Here is a 20,131-nt window from a genome sequence, read left to right on the forward strand (position 1 = left end):
ATTCATTAAAAGCAGTGTTTAGATGCTTTATAACATGGAATCGATCAATGATAACACCCGCAGTAGGAAACACTTTTTTAGTTAATTGAAAATAGGCAGCATTCATATCAGTGACTAAGAATTTTACTTTCTTCCGTTCTTCCAATGGCGTACGATTAAAATAAACGGTCAGTTTATCTAATTTTCGACTTGGTAGTATGTCCACTAATTCTCCCGTTTTTCCGTCGGCACATATAAAGCTCATTTTATCTTCATTGGTAGCATGAGATCTAAATTCATCTACCATTAAAACTTCAGGAAAACGACGTGGTTTAAGTTGATGAGGTAGTTGGGTTTCAACAGACTTAAGCACTCTTAAAACAGTCGTTAATGAGACTTGACATAGCTTGGCAATCAATGTCATAGAGATTTTTTCGGTTAACAGTTCTAAGATTTTTAAGGTAGTGAACTTACTAATATGGCAATTTTTTTCAACAATTGAACATTGTGCTGTCCAATGATGGCAGCATTTTCTACAATAAAAACGTTGTTTCTTGAGCTTTAAAATAGTAGGTAGGTTTTGATAGGGCAATAGGCGAATAGTCACTTCTTTTTTCCCGTTTTTTACAATTATAGAGTTTCCTTCTCTATCAACAATAGAGGAGTGGCAATTCTTACAAGCCGAAGGCATAGGGGAATAAGTCCCTTTAATAATGAGAGTGTTCATTCCATTGATATTAGCTTCCTCTGTACTAATTAAATTTAAATTGTCATCTGTTATTCTTAGCATTTTTTTGATATGATTATTCATGACATGTCGTCCTTTCTATCTGATATTTTTGTTTGGTACTTAAATTTTACTAGATAGACGACATGTTTTTAAATAAAATAAACTAAAAAAGGCTGATGAATCAGATTTTGATTCATCAGTCCTTTAAATTATAGAGCCAAAATGTAAGCAATGACTATTTTTTATTTTGTTGATTGTTTTTGAATTAAACCATAAGGTAAGACAATGTCTTTTTCATCAATGTCTTCTTTGTTCATTAATTTAGTTAACAAACGCATTGATACCGCACCAATATCATATAATGGTTGAGAGATGCTTGTCACGCTTGGACGAGCAATATCTGAGAACAATGAATTATTACTTGTAATAATTTCAAACTCTTCAGGTACTTTTACCCCATTATCAGTTAAGCTATTTAACAACCCAACTGCTAACTCATCATCCGCAACAACTGCTGCTGTTGCGCCACTATTAACCACTCGATCATGTAAAGCAAGACCTGCTTTATAATTGTACTCTGCTTCAAACACTAATCCTTCATTAAAGTCTATATTATTGTCTTTCAAAGCTTCTTTATAACCTTTCAAACGTTGAATACCGTTAATAGGATCTAATAAAGAACCTGAAATAAATGCTACTTTTTTATTCCCAGATTTAATTAATTGATTGGTCGCATCCTTTGTTGCTGCTTCATAATCAATGTTCACTGACCCCACTTGATTATCTGGATCAATTGAACCTGCTAAAACAACAGGTGTTTTAGAACGAGAAAATTCTCCTCTAATTTGTTCAGTTAAATGATGTCCCATAAAGATGATACCATCTACTTGTTTAGCAAGTAATGTATTTAATACATTCACTTCTTTTACATCATTCCCATCAGAGTTGGCTAGAATGATATTGTATTTATACATTGTTGCCACATCATCAATCCCTCGAGCTAAAGAGGCAAAGTAAGCATTACTTACATCTGGAATAATCACTCCAACTGTTGTTGTTTTCTTACTTGCTAATCCTCTGGCTACTGCATTTGGACGATAGTCTAATCGTTCAATCACTTCTAAGACTTTTTTTCTAGTTGCTGGTTTGACATTTGGGTTTCCGTTAACAACGCGTGACACAGTTGCCATAGAAACAGCTGCTTCTCTTGCAACGTCATAAATTGTAATGGTTTGTTTTTCCATGTTATGTTCTCCTTTATTTTGTTATACTGTCGATTCATAAGTCACACATAGATTATCAGAAAAGCATTGACTTTGCAAGCGTTTTATAGATGTTTTCATGAAAAGTTATGAAAATTACAAAAAACTAGAGAAATATAAACCTTTATTGTGAAAAAAGCGTAGTTGATATAAAAAACCTTTTAATACAAAAGAAATCAAGATAATCTCTATTGTACCAAAAGGTTTGCTTGTTATGTTTTAATTTTTACTTAACGTTTAATCATCTAAACTACTTAAGTAATTATATACTTCTTGTCCTGCAATACTACCATCACCAACTGCTGTCGCAATTTGTCTAAGAACCGTTTCTCTGACATCTCCAATAGCATAAATACCAGGAATTTTTGTTGACATATGAGCGTCTGTTTCTATCCAACCGTGTTCATTTGTAATACCTAAATCCTTAACAAAATCAGTTAATGGATCTAGTCCTATATAAATAAACACACCGTCTGCTAATAAATCTTCAATGTCTCCTGTTTTAGTATCTTTTAATTTGATTGATTGAACACTCATATCATTTCCATTGATTTCAATCGGAACTTTATTCCACATAAATTCAATTTTTTCATTTTTAAATGCACGATCTTGTAATATTTTTTGTGCTCTTAGTTCATCTCTTCTATGGATAATAGTGACTTTGCTTGCAAACTGAGTTAAATACATCCCCTCTTCTATTGCTGAGTCTCCTCCACCAATCACCACTAAATGACGGTCTCTAAAGAACGCCCCATCACAAACAGCGCAATAAGATACACCACGACCTGCATATTCTTCTTCACCTGGGATATTGATTTTACGATGTTCACTTCCTGAAGCAATAATCACTGTTTTCCCTTCATATGTTTCATCATCACACACTACCTTTTTAGTGGTACCATGGTCTTCAATGTTAACAACATTTCCATAAACATGCTTTGCACCAAAGTTAGAAGAGTTTTCATACATTTTAAGAGCTAAATCGGGTCCTGAAATAAGATTAAAGCCAGGATAATTTTCCACTTCATCTGTATTCATTAACTGACCACCTGGTGCACCACGTTCTATTACTAATACAGATAATCCTGAACGAGAGGCATATAAAGCTGACGTCATTCCTCCTGGTCCTGCCCCTATAATAATTACATCATACATAATTAATACCCCCTATAGTTTTCTACTCATACTTTAACCTTTTCTTTTTTTATTGTCTATTGATTCGTCTTGACGCTTAAAATAACAACACTAAACTTTCTAAATTTGAACATAAATAAGAAAAAAGATTAAAAATTCATTTAATTTCATTATTACTATATACTATTATGGATAAAAGTGGTAGCTTATTACAGGTATGGACTTAATTTTTTTAATTAATATAACTAAATAAAGGATAAGATGAAGGCATGAAACGACAAGAATATCAACAACAAAACAATTTTAACTACGCGTTATTGTTGCCAATATTTCTAATGCTTATTTTAAGTATTTGGCTACAGTATTGGGTAGCGTATTATGACCAAAATAATCCCACTAAACAAGCACTAAAACAACTGGCGTTTGTTGGACTAGGAACAGTTTTAATGTTTGGAGTGAAGTACATCAAACGTGATGTCATTTGGAAAGCTGTCCCGTGGTTTTATGTGTTCTCACTACTTCTTATGGGTTCCTTGTATTTCTTTTATGACCCTCACATGTATGATTTAACCAACACAAAACGTTGGCTAGACATTTTTGGCTTTCAATTTCAACCATCAGAAATCGCTAAAACAGCCTATATTCTGTTTATGTCCAAAGAGCTTGTAAAATATAACAAAAACGTTCCTGAAAAAGATATTCATACTGATTTAAATATGGTGAAAAAATTAGTATTATACTCTTTACCTTTATTCTTTTTAATGTTTGTACAAAAGGATTTTGGAACAAGTTTAGTTTTTATTTGTGTTCTTGGTGCACTTATTGTGGCGTCCGGCATTAACTGGCGGATTGTAGCTGTTCTTGGTGGAATTGCTGCTTTACTTGGTGGAACACTTATTTTCTTAGTGTTTACTGATTTTGGACAATCCATACTTGCTTCACTCCATTTTAAAGAATACCAATTAAATCGGATTAGAGCTTGGGTTGATCCATTTGAGTATGCAACGTCTATTGCTTACCAACAAGTTCAAGGACTCTTAGCTATTGGATCTGGTGGATTATTTGGGACTGGAACAACAGGGGTACAAGTTTATGTCCCCGTTAGAGAATCAGATATGATTTTCACTTTTATCGGTGAAGCGTATGGCTTTGTCGGTGCAACAGCTGTCATTTTACTTTACTTTTATCTGTTTTTCCAAATTTTCTATACCGGCATTAAAAGTAATTCTACCTTTAATATTTATATTTGTGTAGGAATTGTCTTTATGTTGGTTTTCCAAACATTCGAAAACATCGGAGCCTCAATTGGTTTGTTACCATTAACAGGTATCCCTCTTCCTTTCTTAAGTCAAGGAGGAACAGCTTTGGTCTCAACAATGTTAGCTCTAGGATTAATTTTTGGAATGGATTCTAAAGCGTAAAAAAACAATCAAATGCGGGGACTGAACCCCTAAAATGAGACAGTAATAAAAACACCTATGCGATTACCTTTTTCCGATATTCAACTGGAGATAAGTAATCGTATTTTTGTTGAATTCTTTCTTTATTATAATAGTTGATGAAATTTTGTACAGTTTCAATTACACTAATTGTAGAGCTTCCAAGCTCTGGGTGTAATGAGAACGTTTCAGCCTTTAGGATGGAGTGAAACGACTCTATTGGAGCGTTATCTGCAGGTGTCCCTTTTCGGGACATACTTCTGATAATGCTCTTTTCTTTAGTTGCTTGATAATAAGCATATGAAGTATACACGGAACCTTGATCTGAATGAAGTATACATTTATTTGGAAGTTTAGGTAATTTATTTAGTGTGTCTAGAACACAAGATATGTCCTGTTTTTCACTTATTGTATAAGAGAGTATTTCCCCATTAAACAAATCCATAATGCTAGAAAGATATAGTCTTTTAGGACCATAATCAAGATAAGTGATGTCTGTTGTGAGTTTTTCTAACGGCTTACTTGAACTAAAGTCTCTATCAATTATATTAGAGGTTTTAAAGTAAATAGAGCCTGGACGTTGTTTTTTCTTTATTTTCACTTTACAGCCCCATCCGTATTTTTGCATAATACACTGAACAACTTTATGATTAATTATTATCTTTTTACGAAGTAAAAAAGTGATCTTTCGATAACCATAAGTGAATTTATTTTCTTTACATAGCTGTTGAATCATTTTAATGCGAATATCCTCTGTATCTTCCTTCTTAGTCCAACGATAATAAGTACTCCTAGCTACACCAAAATAGTGACATAACCATGTAACAGATAGCACTCCTTTATAAGAATCAACTAATTTTATAAATAGTTCTTTTTCCACATCCTTTCCAATTCCTTGTATTTTTTTAAGACATCAATTTCCTGTTTCAAGTATTTATTTTCTCTTTCTAGAGATTCCAAAGGGGATAAATTTTCATTACCTTTTCCATAAGTATATTGTTTTCCTACACCTTGAGAGAATCGATAAGATTCTCCGTTTCTATACCATCTCCACCATGTGTTCACCTGAGTTTCATTCCGAATGTTTAGTTTATTCATAATTTCTCTAGTTGTTTTACCTTCAATCTTCATTTTTATAGCTTCTTCTTTTACTTCTACTGGATAAGAAATTCTTTTGACCATAAAAATACACCTCCGTTAATTTCATTTTACATGAATTCAACGAGGGTGTTTTTATATTTGTCTTACCTTTTGGGGTCAGTTCCGCGCAATATGGCATTTGATTGTTTTTTTATAAATAAATGTCTTTTTCAGCCAAGTTATCTAAACACTCTTTTAAGTAGTCATCATGATGCTCCGGATAAATCGGCGTTTCTATTGCAACTTCTGGTAACCCTGTATAAGCCTCAATTGCTTTTCCCCTATACAAAGGATTTTTCCAAAGTTCATCTGGTTTATAACCTCTGTTTTCCATTTCAGTCATAATCAACCAATGGTATTGTACTAATTTATATGGACTATGATCAAACACATAATTAACGGTTGAATGTGGTTTCCCCCATCCTTTCCCTCTTAACGCACAACACTCTCTATGCTGCCCAAGTAGTTGTTGTCTAGGTAATTTAGGTATTAATACTTCATGCCATAATCTCATGTTTACTCTCCTATCAGATTATTTTACTGTTGGTATCCTACCATAAAATAACTAAATTTCAAAAAAATTAGTCTGATTTACTTATTTCTTTTCTTTACAAACAAAAAGTAACTAACAATCCCTAATACTAGAAGAACATTTAAACTAACTGCTAAAACTAACCATTTATTTAATCCAAGGGTTTTATCTGTTACTAAATCATCTAATTCATTTAGTTCCTTAGCTTGTTTTTGATCAATGTTTATCGTATCTGTTAAAACCCACTCTAATTGTTCTTGCTCTTCTTTATTTAATTCTCCTGTCACCCCACTAACCACTGCTTTATAAAGATACTCTCCATCTTCTAATTTCTTACCATTTAAAAAGGTCGGAAACTCAAAAATAGAATTAGGTGCAATCTGCATTTGTTCTTTTTTATATTCATAATAAGGATCGCTGCTTCCTTTTTTTGTTAACGTACTCTTAATCGTTACCTGATTTAAATAAGCTGAGGATAAGTTTCTAATAGGCGCTGATATACTTGTTCTAGTATTCAGTTCTATGGCTTTAACTTTTCCTAACTTTAACTCAGGTTGTGTTTCGATACTGGCTGACTGTTGCATCAACAACGCTAGCACATAAGAAAACTTATTATTAACCGTTGTTTGACTAGATAATTGATTCGATTTAACATTTCCCTCTTCTTCAAAGGAGATACCACTGGCTATAACTCCTGGAATATCTTTATTTGGCATACTCACTTTAACTGACACTATTTTTTCTTCTTTAGGAGATAAAATAATTGTTTTATCTACTGTTATTTGCTTTGATAAATTTATCGGTAATGTCTCGTCAACTTTATTTTTTGTTGGACTATAATCAATCACACCATTGATATTCGTCGTTGCACTCGCAACAGATGTTTTTAAGACAATTTCTTTTTCTGTATGATTTTTCAATTCAACGCTTAATTGTTGCTTATTTCCTGCCTTTAATTGAATATGAAAATGCCCACTTTCTTTATCAATCTGATTAGACGGTAATACTGGTGCTACTGAAAAGCCGACTTGATTTGCCTGTGTTACCATTGAAAACGACATATTTATCAAAACAAATAATACCATCATATAACCAATTTTTCGTACATTTTTCATCTTCATTCTCCTTAATTAATAAACATAAAAATCGACAGACTAGAGTTTTTCTAGTCTATCGACTAACATTTGAACTTATGGTGTTGGAACCATTGATAATTTATAAGTAATATTTGATTGATACACTGTTTCTTTAGGATTTGCCGTACTTGGAACAGTTAAAATAACAGATGACTGACTAGCATCATTTGCGTTTAATTGACCTATATTATTGTCTTTACTTTGACCATAAGACAATACCCACGTCCCCATTCCTTGCCCTTTATTTGCTTTTAAAATAATTTGACTTTGTCCTGGGATTAATTCTAATCCCCCAGATAAAGTGGCATCAGTCGCTTTTAATGGATGCGCTAAATGTTGTGGCATTGTTTTCACGTCATAACCATCTTGCAACATATTTGGTGAATTCAATTGACCATTTCCTAAAGTTAACTTTGCTCCAGTCAATTCATCATTTGTTGATGATTTAAACTGATTATCTTGTACAATCTGTAATACCCATCCTGATTGTGTCCCGCGTTTATCTGTTACTTGAACATAGTTTCCACTTAAAGCATCCGTTCCTTTAAACCGTTGAGCAAATGCCCCGTAGTTTTTCAATGTCGGCTCAATTGTTGGTTGGCCAAAAGAAAAGCTTGATGCATAATCAACTGATAACAATCCACCAGTACCTGGTTTAGTTTCAGTCCCATCAGGATTAAGTGGTGTTTGTGGTTCATTTGGGTTTTCAGGGTCCACTGGTTTTACTGCATCATCTGATTTTTTAAACTGAATTTGCCCAATGACACTATAGTCTAATGCTTTATTCTCCTCTTCTGGTTGAGGTGTTGGTGTTTCTGTTGCGTCATTTGAAATAGTGATACTTTGTGTTAACACATTGTTTTTACCAAGTTTCACTCGGAAGTTATACTCTCCTTCAAACTCAACTAAATACTCAACTTCTATACTTGCTGTACCTTTATCATCAGCAGATACTGAGAATTTTTCAGAATAACCTATTTTTTCGCTTAATGCTTTATCAGCAACTTTTGTTTTCGCAACTTGATTTCCAAGTTCAAATCCATTTTGAGCAGTTGGAGTGTAGACGCCAAATTGATAATCAGATACGACTGAATTTGGTTTTAATCCTTCCATCTTAATGGTTGCTTTATTTAATTTATTTGCTACTGGTTTGTCAGTAAAGACAACTGATGTTGACGGTTGTGCTTGTGCTTTTTCAGCCGAACCAAAACTCCCTGGTGCAAATGTTTTAGAATCAAACCATTTATAATTAGCTTGTGGTGCTGCCCATGGCTCATCTTGGGGTTCAGTCGTCTTTTCTGGTACTTCATAATCATGAATTTTTGTGATACTTGATAGCACAGTACCATTTTCTGTAAATGTTTTATAGGTTTCTTTTTCAGATAACCAGTCGACTAATTGCATCAAAATCTTTGCATCATCAGCTTCTTTAAATCCATCATATGTTTTTTTCGATTTTCCATTTTCTTCTCTTAAATATTTAGGCGATGCATCTTCAACTAAAGAGGTGTCACCTAAAAAGGCAGCTTTACCATGATCGCGTTTACTAATGGCAACATAAGGTCCTTCTTCAATCCCACCACCATTATAAACGCCTTCATCAACAGCATGACCCCATTTATTGGCACTTGTTAATCCTTTAGGCGGATAAATCAAACCCTTAGCACGAGTATTATCAGTGATTGCTAAAGTACTTCCAGCATGAAGCCCTACTTTTTTTACGCCTTCTGTAATACCAAATGCGTCTTCGATAATCCATTCTTGTGTTTTATTATTAATATTGTCTAGTGCATTGTATCTAAAACGAATACCAAATGTATCACTTAGCCAATCACTACTTTTAACGTCTTTCATAGCATCTGAGTTTTTTTCTTCAGTTGTCATGTCTTTTGTCATATCTTGATAAGCACCACGTCGATACCCATTAAATGCTTCGCTTGAATCAATACGGTTTTTATTGCGGTCGGCATTATAATGATCGGCTATATAAAAAACAGCTCCGCCTCGGCTAACATAATCAGCAATAGCTTGTTGTTCACCAATTTTGTAAGGAATATTTGCTTCAGGTAAAACAAATACATCATACTCTTCTAAATCTGAGAGCGTAATGGGAGTTGTTTTCCTTAACTCTTTCACAAAATACCCTTTTTCTGATAAAGCGTTTGCAAAATCTGAAAATGCTCCATCTATAACCCAGTCAGCAGCTCCAGCTGTTTGACCATGTGTGTTATCAAATAATACTTTTTTATTATTATTCGTCACACTTGAAGCCTTAATTTCTGGTGCTTTATCCAGTGCTGTTTCAGCTCCAACTGAAACGGAAAATAGCATTGCGCTCGCCAACACTACCAACAAACGCGAGGTGAACCTAGACTTTCTCATTTTTTTCTCTCCTTTTCTTCATCAGTTATTTTACTGATTAATTAAAGTATAGATTTGAATTGTAAAGTTTATGTAAAGAAAACGTAAACTTTAACAAATAACTAATTTATACCTTAAAACGTTCGGTTATAAAACGAACATTCCGATTTGATAGCGTTATACACGTGGTGGTCATTCGGTTATTAAGGTATATATTACTTATATCAACGAAAAAAGCTTTAAAAAGAACTGATAATTATTTATTTAACATGCTATAAAAACAATGTTCATTGTTTTTTATTTTTATGATATACTTTAAAGAAATGTTAGGACGTGATGTGTTTGCTATATTTTAAATTACCTGTCAATTCAACGATTGCTTTAATTAAACCTGAATGTCATATGGCTGAAGAATTTTTTCTTCTTGTTAGAAAAAATAAAGAACATTTAGAAACATTTCTCGATTTTGTTGCTTTCACTAATGTCGTAAAAGATAGTGAACATTTCATCGCTCGCTCAATTAAGCAAGAAGCTGAACAAAAAGAGGTTGTTTTATTTATTTTAGATAATACAAAAATTATTGGATGTATTGACCTCCACAATATCAATACCACTCATAAAAAGGCTGAAATTGGCTACTGGTTGGATTATGATTACAATGGGAAAAATATCATGACAGAATGTGTCAAATGTCTAACTGACATTGCTTTTAATAACTTAAAATTAAATAAATTGGTTATAGTTGCTGAAGAGACTAATATAGCAAGCAACCAAGTAGCTAAAAAATCAGGTTTTCATTTTGATGGAGTGGATAGAGAAGATATTTATAGACAACACCATTTCGTCAATTTAAACCGATTTAGTTTATTAAAATCTGAATATCAAAAAGCAAAAAAAGATTAACCCTTTCATTAAAGGTTAATCTTTTTTGTGTCCACTCTTACATACCAAAAATATCAATACCATAAATTCTGGCAGCCGAATCGGCACCTTGACTTGGTTTATCAAGTGTAATACGAACATACTGTGCTTTAACTGGTGCAAAGGTATCTGTTGTTTCAGCAGCAGCATTACTAATGACACGCTTAACTTGTTTGAACTCTTTTCCATCTTCACTCACTTCGATTTTATAAGCTTTTGAATTCATATCTGGACTTTCTCCACCTGCTTCTGCATGGAACATGTTTACTTGGCTCACTGTTTTAACAGCACCTAAATCAATTGTAATATCATGTGGTGCTGAGCCAACTGCACACCATTTTGTCTCTAAATTACCATCTAAAACAAATTGTGGGGCTTCACCATCATTGATAAATGATGATGCTTCAACTTGACTGTCTTTTGTCGATAACTTTTCAAGTTCATCTTTGATTTCTTCGCTCACAACAATGAATTTTTCTTGTTCCATCACTGACTCACCAGATTTATTTTTAGCTGTTAATTTAACTTTATAACTTCCTTCTTTATCAAAAGTTACAACAGGATTTTCTTTCGTGCTAGATTTTATGTCACCACCCTCAAATTCCCAAATAAGCTCATCAGCATTATCTGTTGATTGGTTGGTAAATGTTACTTCTTTACCTGGTGCAATTAATGTTTGTGATGCTGTAAAGTCAGCTTTTGGCAAACTATTATCAGGCCATTCTAAAATGATTGTTTCTGTTTGTTTTCCTCTTTTACCAAATACATCAACTGGCACAACTTCAAGGGTTGTTTTGTTAGATTCTCCTACTCTTTCTAATGCATTGATATAGTGAGTAGTTGATAGTGTTGCACCAATAAAGGAGCGAGACTTATCATCGTTCACTTGATAAATATCATAGTGACTTAAACCATCTGTTTTATCTGATTCCCACGTTAAGCGCACGCCAGCAAAATTGCGTTCTTCTTCATCAAATATGGCGTCTTCTATTGTTAACTTTTTAACGTCCATCACTGATTTTTCTTCTTTTGGTAACATAGCCAATTCACCCAACTTAAACTCATAATCAGGTGCATCTGATGTTGTTTTCCACTCATAAGAGATATCAGTAATCGTTTTTCCAACTAGTTTATCTGTGTCATAAGTGACTCTTGTCCAATCTTCTTTGATTGCTCCATTTGGACTAAGCACTTGCTTTTTGCCACCTTTTAATGTTGCAACCAGATTTAATTCCGTTTCTTCATTTGCTTTAGCGGTTGTAGATATCACCGTATTTTTATCTATGGTCATATCTGTTCGATATAAATGAATCGTGTTGGTTGCATTTTTCTGCATGTTTCCACGATATTTTAGTGAGTTTCCTCCATTATAAGCATCCGCATAGTCAATCGACATGCTACCTTCATTTCCTTTACCATAATCTATTTCCCAGCGGTATGTTGGCATGATATCTTGTAAACTTCGATTGTTCCAATTTCTACTAGAAACTTTCTCTCCATCAATGAAATAATTATAACCATTTCCTAGATTAAAATTCGTTTTGAATGGCACGCTAGTAATCGCTGTTTGCTCGATAGAAAAAGTCGAAATACCAGGCCATTCGCCCTCTTTTGGTAATGTAGCTTGTCTTGGATCTGATTGGGAATTTACCCAGAAAATATTTTCTTTCATTTGGAAATCATCAGGATTATCTGTTGAAGCATACGTCCAACTAGGAACATAAAGACCTAATGATGTATAAGGTTTCCCTTTTTCATTCATAAATAAATCCCACTTAACAGGTGTTGAGTAACCATTTTCCTGAACATCAATCCCTGCATAAAGCGAATAAGGATCAATTCCTTCTTTTTGTGCTTTAATATTTGATTCTTTTAATAAATCATCTTTGGCAAATTTTTCCGTATTCCACCAGAAATTTAAAAACATGGAATCAGATAACGGATTCATCTGACTATCAACAAGATACGATTTATTTTCATCTGTTAAAGCATTTTGCCAATCCATTTTGCCTTCAGATGTCATCGAGTCATACCACATAATATCTAATGTTTCTGGTGCTGTTTCTTTAAATTCTTTGATTAACTCCATCATTAAAGTAGCATGTTCTTTTGTTAAACCATCTTCTGCCGTCTCCTCTGTTTCTTTTCCATCTTTTACATCATCAAAACTGGTCACAAGATTATCTGTTTCTTGATTGATAAACCAGCCATCAAAACCATATGTTTCAGCAACCTCAATCATTTTATCAACTGCTGGAAAATGGCCTTTATCATCTTTTTGTAAAAATTCATCTAGCCATTCAATTTTTCCTCCATGCTCTGTTTGTGGGAAAAAGATTGTTCCTAAAACCGGCACGCCATTTTTATGAGAGGCATCAATCACATCTGAGCTAGGTGGAACAATAATTCCTTCCCCGGAAGAACCACCCCAATAAACCAACTGATCAATGTATTGCCAATAAGAAAAAACATTCGCATCAAATGTGTTAATACCAAATGGTGCATTACCGCTTGTACTACTATTCATAATAGATAAGGCAACCACTTTCGTTTGTTTGTCTTGTATATCATTCGATGGCGTTAACTCTTTTTTATCCACTCGTTTTGCTAAAGGAATATTACTGACATTATATTTTGCATCAGGATCTTTAGTAAAATCCCACGCTAAAAAATCTTCCGGAAACCAATAAGAAGATTCTGGTTGATTATCCATCCCACGATCTATTTTACTTGATGGTGTTTCTGAATAGACAAAGTCATTGGCTGATTTACTATTAGAACATCCTGAAACCACTAAACCTGTTGACATTAACATAATAATCATTGATGAGTGTGTCATTCTTTTTTTATGCATTGTTTTTCCCCCGAATATTATAATTTTATCCCACCACCATAATAACGCTTACATAAAGAAGTTTTAATGAACAAACTAAAGGTTTGACTAAACAAACTATATAATATTCGATAAAAAAACACAGTTTAAACTTTATGCGTTCACATAAAATTTAAACTGTGATGTTTTTTTATTTTGCTTCAACGATTTCTTCTTTAGAATGGATCAAATGAGTTAGAAATTCACAATAAGGCGTTGGAATGCCATATTCTTTTCCTTTACGAACAATTGCACCATTAATGTAATCAATTTCTGTTAAACGATTATTAATGACTAAATCCTGATACATTGATGGGTGATGTAAACCAATTGTTTCTCTGTTGAAACAACCGTTGATTTGTTCGATCACTGCTTCTTCATCTAAAAAGACATTTTCAGCTCGAGCAACAGCTAAAAATTCAGCTACTATTTTTTGAACGATTGGATTAGCACTTGAAGTGTCTCCAAAATCTGCCATATTAGAGTCTAAAATTGTACATAAGCCATTCATTGTTCCATTTACACAGGCTTTTCGGTAAATCGACGTTAAAATATCTTGAGATACTCTAGCATTTAAATCTGCATTCGTTAACACGTCAGCTACTTTTTGCGCCACATCTTCTTTGCCTTCACCTAAATTTTGTAAATCAATGCTTCCATTACCAAATAGCGTTACTTTTCCTGGTCCTTCCATACCAGCTGTCCACATTGTATTTCCAAGTAAAATATTGTCATAGTCTACATATTTTTTAATCACATCTTCATGCCCAATACCATTTAACAAGCATAACACGATGGTATCTTTACCCAACATGTTATCAATTGATTGAAGCATGTTATCTAATTGCATTGCTTTTGTAAATAAAATAACTAAATCTGCAGAAAATTCAACCTCTGATAAGTCATTTTGATTATATGCTGGAATAAATTCCGTGATGTCTTTTCCATTAAAGTTTGCTTTCAATCCATTTTGATTAATTTCATCAATATGTTGTTGCCAGCCATCTACTAAGATGACATTTTCTCCAGCTTGTTTCAACATAATACCAAAGCGGCTTCCCATTGCTCCAGCCCCTGCAATTACTATATTCATTTCAAATTCCTCCAATTAATTATTTACTTTTTTGTCATTATTTATGTTATTATAAATATAAATCGTTTACAAATGTGTTGTTTCATCTGATATATTTAATATATTAAACGTACATTTGTTAATATGAACATTATTTGAAGAGAGGTCCATCTATGAATATTCAACAATTAAAATACTTTATTGAAATCACTCAAACACGAAATCTTTCTAGTGCGGCTAGAAACTTATTTGTTACCCAACCGACTTTATCACTTTCTATTAAAAAATTAGAAAGTGAATTAAATACATCGCTATTTGTTCATACAGATGAACCGTTTCAATTAACCAATTCAGGTGCGTATCTATATGAAAAAGGTATGGATATCGTTGAGCAGTTTGATCAACTCATTGCAGACATGCATCAAATGAATGAACGAACTGAAAAGAAACGAATTAAAATTGGCTTAACTACCCTTTTTTCTGTTCAATTTATGAAAGAAATATCGACTTTTTTGCAAACGCATCCATATATTGACTTAAGTATTGTTCAAGATGGGTCGCCCGAGTTACAATCAAAACTTAAAAATAAAGAAATTGATATTGGATTGATTTCGTTTCCTAATAACCATCCAGAACACATTACTATCGAACCCTTAGAAACAACAACAAAAGGTTATAATGTCTATGTTGTGATTCCTGAGAGTAATCCTTTATCTCAAAAAGATGAATTAACCTTTAAAGATTTAAAAGGACAACGTTTTTCATCTTTATCAACTAAATATATGATTGGTCGTTTGTTGCTAGAAAGAAGTCGTTTCTTTGGGTATGAACCTGACATTGTATTGCAAAACGATGACTTACAAGTGTTAATTCATAGTTTGCAAAAAAATGATTCGATTTGTCTTTTACCGATTGAATACCAAGTTGTTGGAAAAAGCGATGACGTTAAGTGGATTCCGTTAAAAGATAAGTATGCCCACTTTCCAATTGGCATCGGTTTAAGAAAAGATTTTAATTTAACTCCAGATATCAACGACTTCATTCAAGCGATTAAACAAAACTAACCTTGATAAGCAAATACTACTTTACTATCATAAAGTTTTAACACTTTTTCAAAGATGAATTTTGATAAAAGTCCTGCTATGATTGGAACAACAAACCAACAGATAATTAGTAAGATAATATTTAATCCAGAATCAAGGGACGCAAGTGGGCCAACAAGTCCAACTAAACCAAATCCAGCTGACTGTGGTGTTCCTGACACATTTAACAGTGCGACAGGAATGGCAGAAATAACCGCAGTAAATAAAACTGGTACTAGGATGATTGGATATTTAAATAAGTTAGGCATCATCATCTTCATTCCACCTAAAGCAATAGCTAAAGTCACACCTGACTCATTAATTTTCCATGAATTGATCACAAGTACAATCGTTGTAGCTGCTATACCCATAGCGGCTGCTCCGGCTGATACGCCATTTAACCCAATAGCAAGTCCAATTCCTACTGTTGTAATTGGAGAAATGATTAATGCTGCAAATGAACAAGCAATTAAGATACTCATGACAATTGGTTGGAAATCTGTAAAGTTATTAATTAATTTTCCAATAGCAACCGTAATTTGTGTCACAAATGGGTAAGTTAGCATACCGATTAAACCAGCACCAATTCCTACCACAATTGGCATCGCAATAATTTCAACTGATCCAAATTTACTTCCAATGTATAACATCATTAAAACAGCAACTGAAGCAGTAATCATAATGTTGATGATGTCCCCAGTACCTGCTCCCACATAAGAACTAACGTCTGTATTAAATTTGATAACTCCAGACCCTGCAAATGCAGCACCTCCTGCAATCATCATTTTCGCTGGTGTTAAACCAAATTGATGCGCAATGAGTGCCCCAATAATTAGAGGGGTTGCTAATTGAAAAATAAGTCCAGCATGAATAATCATTTGTATAATGTCATATTGAGCAAAATATTTAAGAATAGCTCCCAGCACAGCGTTTGGAATTAAAGCAATAATCGTTCCCTGTGCTGTACCAGCTAATACTTTATTAAGAAATAATCGTGGGGTTAATTTTGTTTCCTCTGTTTTTGTCATATCAAAAACTCCTATTACTATTATTTTATAGTTTGAGAATAAGTTCACTTACTTAAATGAAAGAATGAGATTTCCCGAATATCTCGAGAAATCTAACTCTTTACATGACAGGTCTAACTAAATAATTAAGGTTTAATAAATATCTGATTCAGATGAGAAGTTAGCTAAGTTTTCTTTAACATCTCTTAAGAATTGTCCAGCTTGTTGTCCATCTAAGATTCTATGGTCGATTGACAGACATAGGTTAACCATATCCGCTGTTTTGAATCCACCATCTTTAGTTGGAACGATACGTTTATTGATTGATTCAACTTGCAAGATAGCTGCTTGTGGGTGATTGATAATTCCCATTGATTGAACTGATCCTAAAGTACCAGTGTTGTTCAATGTAAATGTTCCACCTTGCATATCTTTTCCTTGCAATTTACCATCTCTTACATCAGTTGCTAGACGATTAATCTCTTTGGCAATACCAGCTAGAGATAAATTATCAACATTGTGAATTACTGGAACATATAAATGCTCGTCAGTTGTCACAGCAATTGATAAGTTAATATCTTTATGGTAAACAATGTTTCCATTATCCCAAGATGTATTGATTTTTGGATTTTTCTTCATTGCTTGTACAACAGCTTTAGCAAAGAATGGGAAGAAGCTTAGAGACATACCTTCATTTTTCTTAAAGTTATCTTTTGTTTTGTTTCGTAAATTCACAATATTTGTAACGTCTGCTTCGACCATAATCCAAGCATGTGGGATTTCATTCACGCTTTGAGTCATTTTCTTAGCAATCGCTTTTCTCACACCATCAGCCGGCACCACTTCTTGAGAAGCATTTGATGTTGCAACAGGCGTTGGAGCAGATTGTTCTTTTGGTGCTACTACTGTGTCTTCAACTTTAATGACTGTTTCTTCAGCTACTTCTGTTTTAACAACGTTTGACGGATCAAAGTTCATAATATCTTTACGAGTGATACGTCCATCTTTTCCAGTACCTTCAACATCATTTAAATCAATGCCTTTTTCTTGTGCTAAACGAACCACTGCTGGCGAGAAACGTCCTGCTGCTTTATTAGCTGATTTTTTCGCTTTTGGAGCAGATGAAGCCGCAACAACCTCTTCTTTTACGTCCTCTTTTACTTCTACTACTTCTTGTGTTGAATCTTCTTCGCCTTCAACTTCAAGAGTCATTAAAGATGTACCAATTGGAACATCAACATCCAACTCAACCAATGTGTCTTTTACTACACCTGCAAAATCTGAAGGAATTTCAGTCGTTACTTTATCTGATACAACTTCCATTAATGGGTCATATCTTTTTACTGTGTCACCTGGTTTAACAATCCATGATACAACACTTGCTTCTGTAACACTTTCCCCTAAATTGGGCATTTTAATTTCTTTAATAGCCATAACTAACTTCCTCCTAAATTTTTAATACTCTGCCAATTCTCTCATTGCTTCGATTACTTGGTCTTCATTTACTAAGAATTCACGTTCTAGCGTTAACGCATATCCCATACTTGGAGCATCAGGACCAGCTAAACGTTTAATCGGTGCATCTAAATCAAATAATGCGTCTTCTGAAATCATTGCTGCGATTTCACTCATGATACTTCCTTCTTTGTTGTCTTCTGTTACTAATAAAACTTTTCCAGTTTTCTTAGCCGCATTAACTAATGTTTCTCTATCTAATGGATACAATGAACGAACGTCTACTACTTCTGCATCGATTCCTTCTTTAGCTAACTTTTCAGCTGCAGAAATAGCATATTGTAACATCATGCCATAACTGATTACTGTAATGTCGCTACCTTCACGTACAACATTTGCTTTATCGATTGGAACAATATAATCATCTGTTGGAACATCTGCTTTTAGTAAACGATATAAACGTTTGTGTTCGTAGAAAATAACTGGATCATCTGAACGAATTGCTGCTTTAATCATACCTTTAGCATCATATGGATTTGATGGTGTTACCACACGTAATCCTGGTTGTCCTGCAAAGACTTTTTCAGTTGATTGTGAATGATATAATCCACCACGAACACCACCACCATAAGGCGTACGATAAACGATAGGCGCTGTCCAATCACCTTTTGTACGGTAACGCATTGTTCTTGCTTCAGAAAGAATTTGGTTTGTCGCTGGTAAAATATAATCAGCAAACTGGAATTCACCAATTGCACGATATCCCATAACACCTAAACCAACTGCCAATCCTCCGATAAGACCTTCTGTTAAAGGTGTGTTGAAACAACGATCATCGCCATATTTTGCAGCTAAACCTTTTGTTACACCAAACACGCCACCTTTGTCGCCACCTACGTCTTCACCAAAGATTACCACTTTTTCATCACGAGCCATCTCTTCAGATATTCCTAAATTAATCGCCTCTAAATATGTCATTTCAGCCATTGTCATTCATTCCTCTCTTTTTCCCTTAATTATTTCGCGTATACTTCGTCTAATAATGATTCTGGAGCTGGATCTGCCATTGCTTCTGCTTCGTCAGTGGCTTTATCAATTTCAGCACGGATTTCTTCATCCATTTTGTCCATCTCTGCTTGAGTTAGGTAACCTTCGTCGATTAATTGTTTTTCAAATACATCAATTGGGTCACTATCTTTCATTTTTTCAATATCTTCTTTTGAACGGTAAATCGTTTGATCATCGTCTGCTGAGTGAGAAGTTAAGCGATAAACTTTCATTTCAATTAATTTTGGTCCTTTTTTATTACGTGCATCTTTTACAGCTTTTTTGAAAGCAAGATAAACTTCTGTAAAGTCATTACCGTCTACTGTAATTCCTTCAAAACCATAACCATGAGCACGATCAGACATATTTTCATTAGCATATTGCTCTTCAATCGGCACACTGATAGCGTAACTATTGTTTTCAACAACAAAGATAACTGGTAATTTTTTAACCCCTGCAAAGTTCATTGCTTCTTGGACTTCACCTTGGTTAGCAGATCCTTCACCTGTTGTGGTTAAAGCGATATAGTCTTTTCCTTCTAATTGAGCTGCGTAACCAACACCTGTTGCAAGTGGCATTTGTGTACTTACTGTTGAAGCAAATGACACAATGTTATGTTCTTTTGATCCATAATGATTAGGCATTTGACGTCCATGAGAAGATGGGTCAGCGTCTTTACCAAACGATCCTAGAAGAATATCTTTTGTACTCATTCCCCAAACCAAGCAAGCTGTCATATCACGGTAGTATGGTAAAAAGACGTCTTTATCATGTTCGAAAGCCATAGCCATAGCTACTTGAGCAACTTCTGCCCCTTGACCAGAAATATTAAATGATGTTTTACCAATACGAGTTAATTGCCACAAACGTTCATCTAAACGACGACCTCTTTTCACTTCGTAATAAGCTTTTACCAATTCTTCTTTACTCAAACCAGATTTTTTTAACGTTTTCATTTTTCA

Annotated in this window: 15 protein-coding genes and 2 pseudogenes; 3 read left to right on the forward strand and 14 right to left on the reverse strand. The window is 33.9% G+C overall.

Annotated features, from left to right (window positions below; genetic code table 11):
• The 3 genes from CBF36_RS08040 to trxB all read right to left on the reverse strand — a co-directional run.
• On the reverse strand, positions 1 to 790 hold a 790-nt coding region (locus CBF36_RS08040), incomplete at its 3' end, for a transposase (protein WP_207854480.1).
• A 161-nt stretch (positions 791 to 951) separates the two neighbouring features.
• Positions 952 to 1,953: a catabolite control protein A gene (gene ccpA, locus CBF36_RS08045; protein ID WP_125957940.1), complete on the reverse strand. Its 1,002-nt coding sequence runs from the start codon at positions 1,951 to 1,953 to the stop codon at positions 952 to 954.
• Between the two features lie 255 nt (positions 1,954 to 2,208).
• The gene (gene trxB, locus CBF36_RS08050; protein ID WP_125957941.1) at positions 2,209 to 3,126 is read right to left on the reverse strand and encodes a thioredoxin-disulfide reductase; all 918 of its coding nucleotides are present in this window, start codon (positions 3,124 to 3,126) and stop codon (positions 2,209 to 2,211) included.
• 248 nt (positions 3,127 to 3,374) lie between these two features.
• Between trxB and CBF36_RS08055 the strand changes: the two genes are divergently transcribed.
• On the forward strand, positions 3,375 to 4,526 hold the full coding sequence (locus CBF36_RS08055; RefSeq protein ID WP_125957942.1) for an FtsW/RodA/SpoVE family cell cycle protein: 1,152 nt from the start codon (positions 3,375 to 3,377) through the stop codon (positions 4,524 to 4,526).
• 55 nt (positions 4,527 to 4,581) lie between these two features.
• Here CBF36_RS08055 and CBF36_RS08060 read toward each other — a convergent pair.
• From CBF36_RS08060 to CBF36_RS08075, 4 genes are all read right to left on the reverse strand, one after another.
• Positions 4,582 to 5,726, reverse strand: a protein-coding gene (locus tag CBF36_RS08060) for an IS3 family transposase (protein ID WP_455357610.1) whose coding sequence is annotated in 2 segments (ribosomal slippage) — positions 4,582 to 5,456 and positions 5,456 to 5,726 — 1,146 coding nt in all. Because the reading frame shifts where the segments join, the coding sequence is not laid out codon by codon here.
• Between the two features lie 109 nt (positions 5,727 to 5,835).
• Positions 5,836 to 6,198, reverse strand: a complete 363-nt coding sequence (locus CBF36_RS08065) for a TIGR02328 family protein (RefSeq protein ID WP_125957944.1) — start codon at positions 6,196 to 6,198, stop codon at positions 5,836 to 5,838.
• A gap of 77 nt (positions 6,199 to 6,275) precedes the next feature.
• Positions 6,276 to 7,331: a WxLIP family cell surface protein gene (locus tag CBF36_RS08070; RefSeq protein ID WP_165865431.1), complete on the reverse strand. Its 1,056-nt coding sequence runs from the start codon at positions 7,329 to 7,331 to the stop codon at positions 6,276 to 6,278.
• A gap of 75 nt (positions 7,332 to 7,406) precedes the next feature.
• Positions 7,407 to 9,734 (reverse strand): WxL domain-containing protein, encoded by a 2,328-nt coding sequence (locus CBF36_RS08075; protein WP_125957946.1) that lies wholly within the window; start codon positions 9,732 to 9,734, stop codon positions 7,407 to 7,409.
• A 321-nt stretch (positions 9,735 to 10,055) separates the two neighbouring features.
• Between CBF36_RS08075 and CBF36_RS08080 the strand changes: the two genes are divergently transcribed.
• On the forward strand, positions 10,056 to 10,616 hold the full coding sequence (locus tag CBF36_RS08080; protein WP_165865432.1) for a GNAT family N-acetyltransferase: 561 nt from the start codon (positions 10,056 to 10,058) through the stop codon (positions 10,614 to 10,616).
• A gap of 37 nt (positions 10,617 to 10,653) precedes the next feature.
• On the opposite strand, the gene CBF36_RS08085 is transcribed toward CBF36_RS08080, so the two are convergent.
• On the reverse strand, positions 10,654 to 13,488 hold the full coding sequence (locus tag CBF36_RS08085) for an endo-beta-N-acetylglucosaminidase (RefSeq protein WP_207854483.1): 2,835 nt from the start codon (positions 13,486 to 13,488) through the stop codon (positions 10,654 to 10,656).
• A 169-nt stretch (positions 13,489 to 13,657) separates the two neighbouring features.
• A complete protein-coding gene (locus CBF36_RS08090) occupies positions 13,658 to 14,599 on the reverse strand; it encodes a 2-dehydropantoate 2-reductase (RefSeq protein WP_125957948.1) in 942 nt (313 codons plus the stop codon).
• Positions 14,600 to 14,751: 152 nt separating this feature from the next.
• Between CBF36_RS08090 and CBF36_RS08095 the strand changes: the two genes are divergently transcribed.
• Complete coding sequence (locus CBF36_RS08095; RefSeq protein WP_125957949.1) at positions 14,752 to 15,642, forward strand: LysR family transcriptional regulator; 891 nt, start codon at positions 14,752 to 14,754, stop codon at positions 15,640 to 15,642.
• Here the strand turns inward: CBF36_RS08095 and CBF36_RS08100 are convergent.
• The 5 genes and pseudogenes from CBF36_RS08100 to CBF36_RS08115 form a co-directional block, all read right to left on the reverse strand.
• Entirely contained in the window at positions 15,639 to 16,688 is a 1,050-nt protein-coding gene (locus CBF36_RS08100) for a PTS sugar transporter subunit IIC (protein ID WP_125957950.1), read from the reverse strand. The genes CBF36_RS08095 and CBF36_RS08100 overlap by 4 nt on opposite strands.
• A gap of 132 nt (positions 16,689 to 16,820) precedes the next feature.
• Positions 16,821 to 17,759, reverse strand: a pseudogene (locus CBF36_RS08105) (dihydrolipoamide acetyltransferase family protein); the annotation flags it as partial.
• Positions 17,760 to 17,930: 171 nt separating this feature from the next.
• Positions 17,931 to 18,101, reverse strand: a pseudogene (locus CBF36_RS12585) (biotin/lipoyl-containing protein); the annotation flags it as partial.
• 21 nt (positions 18,102 to 18,122) lie between these two features.
• On the reverse strand, positions 18,123 to 19,109 hold the full coding sequence (locus tag CBF36_RS08110; RefSeq protein ID WP_125957952.1) for an alpha-ketoacid dehydrogenase subunit beta: 987 nt from the start codon (positions 19,107 to 19,109) through the stop codon (positions 18,123 to 18,125).
• A gap of 29 nt (positions 19,110 to 19,138) precedes the next feature.
• The gene (locus CBF36_RS08115; protein ID WP_125957953.1) at positions 19,139 to 20,125 is read right to left on the reverse strand and encodes a thiamine pyrophosphate-dependent dehydrogenase E1 component subunit alpha; all 987 of its coding nucleotides are present in this window, start codon (positions 20,123 to 20,125) and stop codon (positions 19,139 to 19,141) included.
• Positions 20,126 to 20,131 lie beyond the last annotated feature (6 nt).

It is taken from the genome of Vagococcus bubulae, assembly GCF_003950315.1.
GTDB lineage: Bacteria > Bacillota > Bacilli > Lactobacillales > Vagococcaceae > Vagococcus > Vagococcus bubulae.